This is a genomic window from Nocardia sp. NPDC003345 (assembly GCF_053589395.1).
Genome location: NZ_JBSFRU010000329.1, coordinates 1 through 7,067 on the forward strand (window position 1 = coordinate 1; position 7,067 = coordinate 7,067).

At 69.2% G+C, this 7,067-nt stretch carries 8 protein-coding genes and 1 pseudogene; 5 read left to right on the top strand and 4 right to left on the bottom strand.

Annotated features, from left to right (window positions below):
• Positions 1-71: 71 nt before the first annotated feature.
• Both ACWDU1_RS26740 and ACWDU1_RS26745 read right to left on the bottom strand, forming a co-directional pair.
• Positions 72-602 (bottom strand): annotated as a pseudogene (locus ACWDU1_RS26740) (MFS transporter); the annotation flags it as partial.
• 21 nt (positions 603-623) lie between these two features.
• Positions 624-1,688 carry an ABC transporter substrate-binding protein gene (locus ACWDU1_RS26745; protein ID WP_450002609.1) on the bottom strand — a complete coding sequence of 355 codons (1,065 nt, stop codon included), beginning with the start codon at positions 1,686-1,688 and terminating at the stop codon, positions 624-626.
• Positions 1,689-1,850: 162 nt separating this feature from the next.
• On the opposite strand from ACWDU1_RS26745, the gene ACWDU1_RS26750 reads away from it, so the two are divergent.
• Positions 1,851-3,437: an FAD-dependent oxidoreductase gene (locus tag ACWDU1_RS26750; RefSeq protein WP_450002611.1), complete on the top strand. Its 1,587-nt coding sequence runs from the start codon at positions 1,851-1,853 to the stop codon at positions 3,435-3,437.
• Positions 3,434-3,778, top strand: a complete 345-nt coding sequence (locus ACWDU1_RS26755; protein ID WP_450002613.1) for a 4Fe-4S dicluster domain-containing protein — start codon at positions 3,434-3,436, stop codon at positions 3,776-3,778. Before ACWDU1_RS26750 ends, ACWDU1_RS26755 begins: the two co-directional genes overlap by 4 nt.
• Before the next feature lie 2 nt (positions 3,779-3,780).
• Here ACWDU1_RS26755 and ACWDU1_RS26760 read toward each other — a convergent pair whose 3' ends face one another.
• A complete protein-coding gene (locus ACWDU1_RS26760; protein ID WP_450002615.1) occupies positions 3,781-4,332 on the bottom strand; it encodes a TetR/AcrR family transcriptional regulator in 552 nt (183 codons plus the stop codon).
• Positions 4,333-4,433: 101 nt separating this feature from the next.
• Here ACWDU1_RS26760 and ACWDU1_RS26765 point away from each other — a divergent pair, with 101 nt between their 5' ends.
• From ACWDU1_RS26765 to ACWDU1_RS26775, 3 genes are all read left to right on the top strand, one after another.
• Positions 4,434-5,057, top strand: coding sequence for a hypothetical protein (locus tag ACWDU1_RS26765; protein WP_450002617.1), 624 nt, complete (start codon positions 4,434-4,436; stop codon positions 5,055-5,057).
• A gap of 462 nt (positions 5,058-5,519) precedes the next feature.
• Positions 5,520-5,933 (top strand): hypothetical protein, encoded by a 414-nt coding sequence (locus tag ACWDU1_RS26770; protein ID WP_450002619.1) that lies wholly within the window; start codon positions 5,520-5,522, stop codon positions 5,931-5,933.
• A complete protein-coding gene (locus tag ACWDU1_RS26775) occupies positions 5,930-6,754 on the top strand; it encodes an MFS transporter (protein WP_450002620.1) in 825 nt (274 codons plus the stop codon). Before ACWDU1_RS26770 ends, ACWDU1_RS26775 begins: the two co-directional genes overlap by 4 nt.
• A 6-nt stretch (positions 6,755-6,760) precedes the next feature.
• On the opposite strand, the gene ACWDU1_RS26780 is transcribed toward ACWDU1_RS26775, so the two are convergent.
• The gene (locus tag ACWDU1_RS26780; RefSeq protein WP_450002622.1) at positions 6,761-6,970 is read right to left on the bottom strand and encodes a hypothetical protein; all 210 of its coding nucleotides are present in this window, start codon (positions 6,968-6,970) and stop codon (positions 6,761-6,763) included.
• Positions 6,971-7,067 lie beyond the last annotated feature (97 nt).

The window sequence follows — 7,067 nt, forward strand, 5'->3', positions numbered from 1 at the left end:
CCCGGTCCGCCACGGGCGTTTCACGCCCCACCATTCGACCGGTACGTCCGGCTCGCCCGCGGCCGCCCGCTGCTCCACGCCACACCCACCAGCTGCACCGCGAAACCGCCGCGGGTGCCGATGCCCAGGATCACCAGCGCGCCCACGAACGGGCCGACCAGGAAGCCGAGCCGCCACATCAGCGCGAAGGTCGCCATGGCGCGGGCGCGCATCTCGACCGGCACCACTTCGGCGAGATAACTCTGCCGCGCCAGCCCCCACACCGCGTTCGAGACGCCGGTCAGCAGGGCGCCGAGCGCGAGCACGGCCGGTGTCCAGGCCAGCAGCGAAAGCGAGACGCCGACAGCGCCGATCGCCGATCCGGCGATGATCGAACGGCGTTCACCGAAGCGGGCCACCACCCGTCCGGCCGGGAGATCGCCCAGTACGGCGCCGAGCCCGACCAGTGCCACGATCAGCCCGGCCGTGCCCACCGAGGCGCCCAGGTCGCGCGCGGTCAGCGCGATCACCGGGGAGCCGGCGCCCTGCCCGATACCGAATACGGCCGAGGGCAGGAAGACGGTGGGCAGCAGTGGGCGCAGAGTTGTCCAGGGAGAGGTCATGTGTTCGTGAGATCCGGCCGGTCAGCGCTGCGCGATCGCCTGCCCGTCCGGACCGGCGTTCTCGGGATAGGTGCCGTTGGCGTACGGGTTGTAGTCGTTGGTGTAGACGTCGGCGGCGGTCAGCTTGCCCGGTTCCAGTTCACCGTTGCGTACCAGCCAGTCGATCCACAGCTGGATCTCCTGATCGCGCACCACCCCACCGGGTCCGGCGACACCGGTGCTCTTCCAGTAGTCCGCCTTGTCGGCGGTCTCCCCGCTGCGGGCGCGGCGGGTGATGATGTCCTTGAACTTCGCGATCACCTGGTCGCGCGGGGTGGTCTGGGCCCAGCGGATCGCGCGCGCGGTGCCCTGGGTGAGATCGGCGACGGCGTCTTTGTTCCGGGCCAGGAAATCGTCGCGGACGATATAGGTGCCGTAGCTGAAGGCGCCGAACAGCGCGCCGTCGGTGAACAACGGCCGGATACCGCCCCGGGCCACCGCCTGGTCCCGCCAGATGTCGAAGAGCGCGACGGCGTCGATATTGCCCTGGCGCAGGGCCTGTTCGGCGTTCACCGGGGGCACGACGGTCAGTTCGACCTTGGCGATCTCGTCATTGGAGAGCCCCTGCTGGGCGAGCCATTCCCGGACCACGAACTCGTGGTGGGCGCCGAGGGTGTTCACCCCGAATTTCTTGCCGATCAGATCGCGGGCGCCGCGGATCGGGCTGTTCTCCGGTACGTAGTAGCCGGTGAAGTTCTCGTCGTCGGACCCGTAATAGCTGATCACCGAGGTGACGGGCGCCCCGGCCGCGGCGAGTTTCACCACCGCGCCGTTGAACGCGCCGCCGATATCGGTGGCGCCGGTGGCCGCGGATTGGATGTCCTGCGGGCCGCTGGTGGTGTTGCCCACCCATTCCAGCGAGACCTTGTCCAGATAGCCCAGGTCGGCGGCCAGTTCGGGGTAGGTGACCTGGCTGGCCCAGCCCTGATACCGGATGACGGTCCTGCCGTCCGAAGTCGTCTGCGATTGCGACGACGTGCCGCATGCCGAGACGAGAGAGACGGCCGCGAGCAATGCGAAGAGCAGGGCCGGCACACGATTACGCATGGCGTGATGATGGTGCCGGGGCCCGGGTCGCGGGAGGTTTGCGCTACCCCCGATTCCAATCGTTGTCCGGCATCCGCCGTCGTTGCAGCCTGGCGTTCGGCACGGTGGTCCGCATCTCGGCACAGACGGGATGCGGACGCCGCTCACGGAGCGAGGGTTGAGATGACCGACGTATTGGATATGACCGCCGATGTTCTGGTGGTCGGCGGCGGCCCCGCCGCGACGTGGGCCGCCCTGCGTGCCGCCCGCCTCGGCGCCGATGTGGTGCTGGCCGACAAGGGCTACTGCGGGACCAGCGGCGCGACCGCGTCGGCGGGTACCGGGGTGTGGTACGTCCCGCCGGACCCGCTCGAGCGGGAGGCGGCGATCGCGAGCCGGGAGAGCCTCGGCGGCTATCTCGCCGACCGCCGCTGGGCGGCCCGGGTGCTCGACGAGACCTACGACCGGTTGAACGAACTCGCCGAGGTCGCCCGGTTCCCCTTCCCCGTGGGCCCGGACGGCAAGCAGCTGCGCAACGGGCTGCAGGGCCCGGAGTACATGCGGCGGATGCGGATCCTGGTGCGCCGGGCGGGCGTGCGCATCCTCGACCACAGCCCGGTGACCGAACTGCTGGTGGACGCCGACGGCGCGGTCGCGGGCGCGGCGGGTCACCGGCGGCAGGCCGGGCAGGACTACCGGGTGCGCGCCGGGGCGGTGGTGCTGGCGACCGGCGGTTGCGCGTTCCAGTCCAAGGCGCTCGGATGCGATGTGAACACCGGTGACGGCGCCCTGTTCGCCGTGGAGGCGGGCGCGGAGCTGTCCGGGATGGAATTCTCCAATGCCTACGGCATCGCCCCCGAGGGCACCTCGGTAACCAAAACAGCCTTCTACCAGTTCGCCACCTTCTACCGGGCCGACGGCAGCGTATTGGAGGGCGCGAGCGGCAGACAGCGCTCACCCATCGCCGCGGAACTGTTGCGCGACAAGGTGTTCTGCCGTCTCGACCGGGCCGACGAGCCCGCCCGCGCCGCGATGCGCCGGGCCCAGCCCAATTTCTTTCTCACCTTCGACCGGCTCGGTATCGACCCCTTCGCCGAGAAATTCGCCGTCACCCTGATCGCCGAAGGCACCGTACGCGGCACCGGCGGGATCCGGATCACCGGCGACGATTGCGCCACAACGGTCCCCGGCCTGTACGCGGCCGGTGATGCCGCCACCCGAGAACTGATCTGCGGTGGTTTCACCGGCGGCGGCAGTCACAATGCCGCCTGGGCCATCTCGTCCGGTAACTGGGCCGGCGCCGGCGCCGCCCGCTACGCTCTCGCGCAGGGGCCGTGGGCGTCGGCCCGGACGGCCACCGCCGTCGGCGATGCCGGCGCCCGCCCCGGGATTTCCGCCACCGCCGACGCCCGCGAGGTGGTGGCCGCGGTGCAGCGTGAAGTGCTGCCCTACGACAAGAACTACCTCCGTCGCGGCAGCGTGCTCACCGAATCGCTGGTCGTCCTGGACGATCTGTGGTCCGAGGTCCGCGCCTGCCTCGGCGGCGACGGCGCCGAGCGGGTCCGCACCCGCCAAGCCGCCGCCATGACCGCCCACGCGCGCTGGATGTACCGGACGGCTTTGGCCCGCACCGAGACCCGCGGGATGGCCAAACGCCTCGACTTCCCCGACCAGGATCCCGGCCAGCACCACCGGCTGATCACCTCCGGACTGGACCGGATCGATGTGCGCCCGGAACACGCGGCGGTGCCGGTGGAGGTGGCGTCGTGATCGAGCTGGTCTCCGCGCAACGCTGCATCGCCTGCGATAAATGCATCAGCGTCTGCCCGACGAACGTCTTCGACCGCGGACCCGACGGTATCCCCGTCATCGCCCGGCACAGCGACTGCCAGACCTGCTTCCAATGTGAAGCCAACTGCCCCGCCGACGCCCTGTTCGTCTCCCCCCGGACCTCCCCCGACCCCGAATCCGCCGACCAGCAGGAACTCATCCGCAGCGGGCTGCTGGGCAGCTACCGCGCCCGGATCGGCTGGGGCAAGGGCCGCAGGCCCGGCACACTCGACGCCGTCGGCCCCGCCCTCCAGCCCAACGGCTCACCCCTCACCAGCTGAGCTCAGTTCGCGGCCAGACCGCGGAGCACGAGATCGACCTGACGGCTCAGTGCCGCCGGGCCGGGTGTCAGCTGGGCTATGCGGATGAGGCCGAGTAGCTGGTAGGCGATATCGGGTGCGGTGACCTCGGCGGCGAGGGTGTGATCGGTCCGGGAGCGGTACACGGCTGCCGCGCCGATCTCGGTGAGGTGGGTGAGACAGCGCTCCAGGTCGGCGTCGGTGGGCGGCCCCGCGGCGAGAACGTCGATCATCGCCTGGTTTCCGCTGAGCTGGTGCAGGGTGGTCGTGAAGAGCTCCCGCAACCCCTCGATCGCCGTGCCCCTGGGCAAGCCGGTATCGGCGAGACCGGCGAGGTCGGAGCCGGTGACGGCGCGCACCAGGTCTTCGCGGGTGGGGAAATGCCGGTACAGGGTGCCGACACCGACTCCGGCCGCCGCGGCGACGGCCCGCATATCCACCGATATCCCACTGCCCCGGAACGCTTCCCGCGCCGCCACCAGGATTCGTTCCCTGTTCAGCACCGCGTCCCGCCGCGGTTTCCGGTCCTCCGTCACCACTCCACCATAACTATTCGGAACTCGGGTTCCACTTCCCGTCGACCATAAAAGTACTGGCCGGTCTTTTCAAGCCGGCACCGGTGCGCAATCATCTACCCGTGGATCTGGATCGAATCGGCACCCGAACCGCAGAGATCGCGGAAAGTCTCGGAGTGCGCACGCCACGCGTTGTGGCGGGAAAAGTGCCGGCCTACGCGACCGAGCGGGTGCGGCACTCGTTCTACAAACGCCGGCCGACTCTCACTGTCGGCGCCGGATTCGACGATCTCCCGCCGATCGAGCAGGACGGGGCACTCGCGAACGCGCTCGTGGTGACGGACCTCGTTCGGAAGGGGCAGACCAAGGCGGCACTCGCGTACGCCGTGCCCGCCGTAGCCGTCGGCTACCCGTTGCTCTACCTCTCGATCCTGCACGGGAACCCGGTATGGGCGACCCTGTCCGCGTTCATAGTGCTCTACGTGTGCGGTCACCTGCTGACATTCGGGCTGCGTTTCCGGCGCATCGGCTACCGCGTCGACCGAACGGTGGCCGAGGCGATGGGGCGAGAGGTCGTGGACGCGATGATCGACCATGATATCCGCAACCGCCCTTCGCTTCCCGTCCTCGCGCGGCTCTACTACACCATCTATTGGCCCTCGGAGGCCCGGCGCGCGCGACGCCTCGACGCCACGTTCGGGCCACCTGCCGTCGCGCAGAGCGCCGATAACAGCCCTGCGGCCTGACTGTCGACGGCCTCCACCGCGGCCGCGTATTCCCGTCGGGTAGCGCGTCAGCCGAGTCCGGTTTCCGGTCGTAGCTGCCCGTAGTGGCGTTCGAGATAGTCGCGGTAGGTGTCGTCGAGGGCGCCGGTCCTCGACACCGACCACGGAATCGCGCACGCCGCATCCCGCTCGGTTCGCTACTACCGGTTCCCCCCCCCATAACCGACGGCGCTAATGTCACGGAGCCTGATCTTCGCGCACTCGAACCCGGTTGCGCCTGCCGCACCGGGATCAATTCCAGCGGCGCGGGGACGGACAGACCCGGCCCGGACCGCGAGGGCGCTGTCCGCCTGTTCGTCGCCGCGGCCACGCCGGCGCCGACCACGGAGGTCACTACAGCCACCGAGTCGGCCGTCAGTTCCCGGTTGATCGTGCGCACAGATCTCGGAACCAGTTTTTTGCAATCGCGAATCGGGGATGTAAGTGCGACTCGTCGTTCTCGCCGTGGCGCTCGGGATCACCTCGGCGGGCGGTTCGGTCGCGCGAATAGCGTTGTTGCTGCTTCTGCAGGACCACTCGGCCCTGTCGGTGTCGGCCTTCCTGCTCGCCGGCCTGGTACCCAGCGTCTTCCTTGCCCCACTGCTCGCCCCTGTCGTGGACCGCGTCGAATCGCGCAGACTGCTCACGGTGACATTCCTGGGCCAGGCGGTCGTCACCCTGGCCATGGCAGCGGCCGCCGCGCTCCCGATCGGAGTCATCCTGGTACTGGCCTTCACAGCCGGCTGCCTGGCAACCCTCAACGTCCCGGCGATGATGCTGCTCGCCGAGAAGGCCGATGAGACAGCGGCGGCCAACCCGGCGCGCGTCTACTCGATGCTGGATGCCGCACGCACATGACCGGCATGCTCGCAGGTCCGGCCCTCGGCGGCGCCGCGGTCGGACTCCTGGGATTCTCTTTCACCATGGTCGTCGACGCCGCCGCGACCTGCCTACTGGTCGCCCTCCTGGCGGCACTGCGGTTACAGCGCACCCCGCCCGAAAGCCGCGGGAAACGGCCCCCCTGGTGGAAACAGGTCACCGAAGCCCCCGCACTCCTGGCCACCGACGCGGCGATCCGAGCGGCGATGGCCGCACTGGCGGCCGCCATCATCTTCACCGCGATCTTCACTGTGGCCGAAGTCTTCTACGTCCGCGACACCCTCGGCGCGACACCGCTGCTATACGGCGTGGCGACGACCGCCTTCGTCATCGGCAGACTCATCACCTCATCCTGGATCGCCGGCCGCATACCGCCCGGCCGGCAGGCCGAAACCCTGGTGTTCGCCGGGCTGTTGATGGGGGTAGGCCTGGCCGGCGCCGGTCTGTCGCACTCACTGATCGGTGCCATGGCCGGCTTCGCCGCGGCAGGCATCGCGAACTCCCTACAGGTCTCCGCCATCAGCGTCCTCATCAGCACGCACGTCCCGGCCGAGGTCAAGGGCCGCGCGTTCGCCGCGATGGGATCGTTCAACAACGCCGCCACCGTACTGGGCACCATCCTCGGCGCCCCGGCCGTCGCCGCGGCCGGACCGGCCGGAGCCCTGATACTCGCGGGCGCGGGCACCTTCGCCGCGACCACACTCGCCACGCCCGTACTACTCCGACGCATACGCGAACCCGACGCCCCGCACACCACAGGCGGAGTCGACCCGGATAAGGCAACCACGCCGACCGCATAACCCCGGTCAGGGGCGAGTGAACAGTTCCCACTGGTTACCGGACTGACGGCAGAACCAGGTCTTACCGAGACCTTCCTTGCCGAGGTTATGTACCCCGTGTGCGACGCAAGCCCCATGGGAGGGGTAGAAGCCGACAGTGGTATCGGCCGCCGCTACACCGGCCGCGCCGAAAGAGAAGGCCGCGATCATCGCCCCAGTGATCAAATGCTTCATCATGACGGGAAGTCTATAGAGGGATGACGCTGTCCCGCCCCTGAATTATGTTGGCCGGTCACAGGATTCGCCGTTATCGCGGGAAGGGTCCTATTGTGCG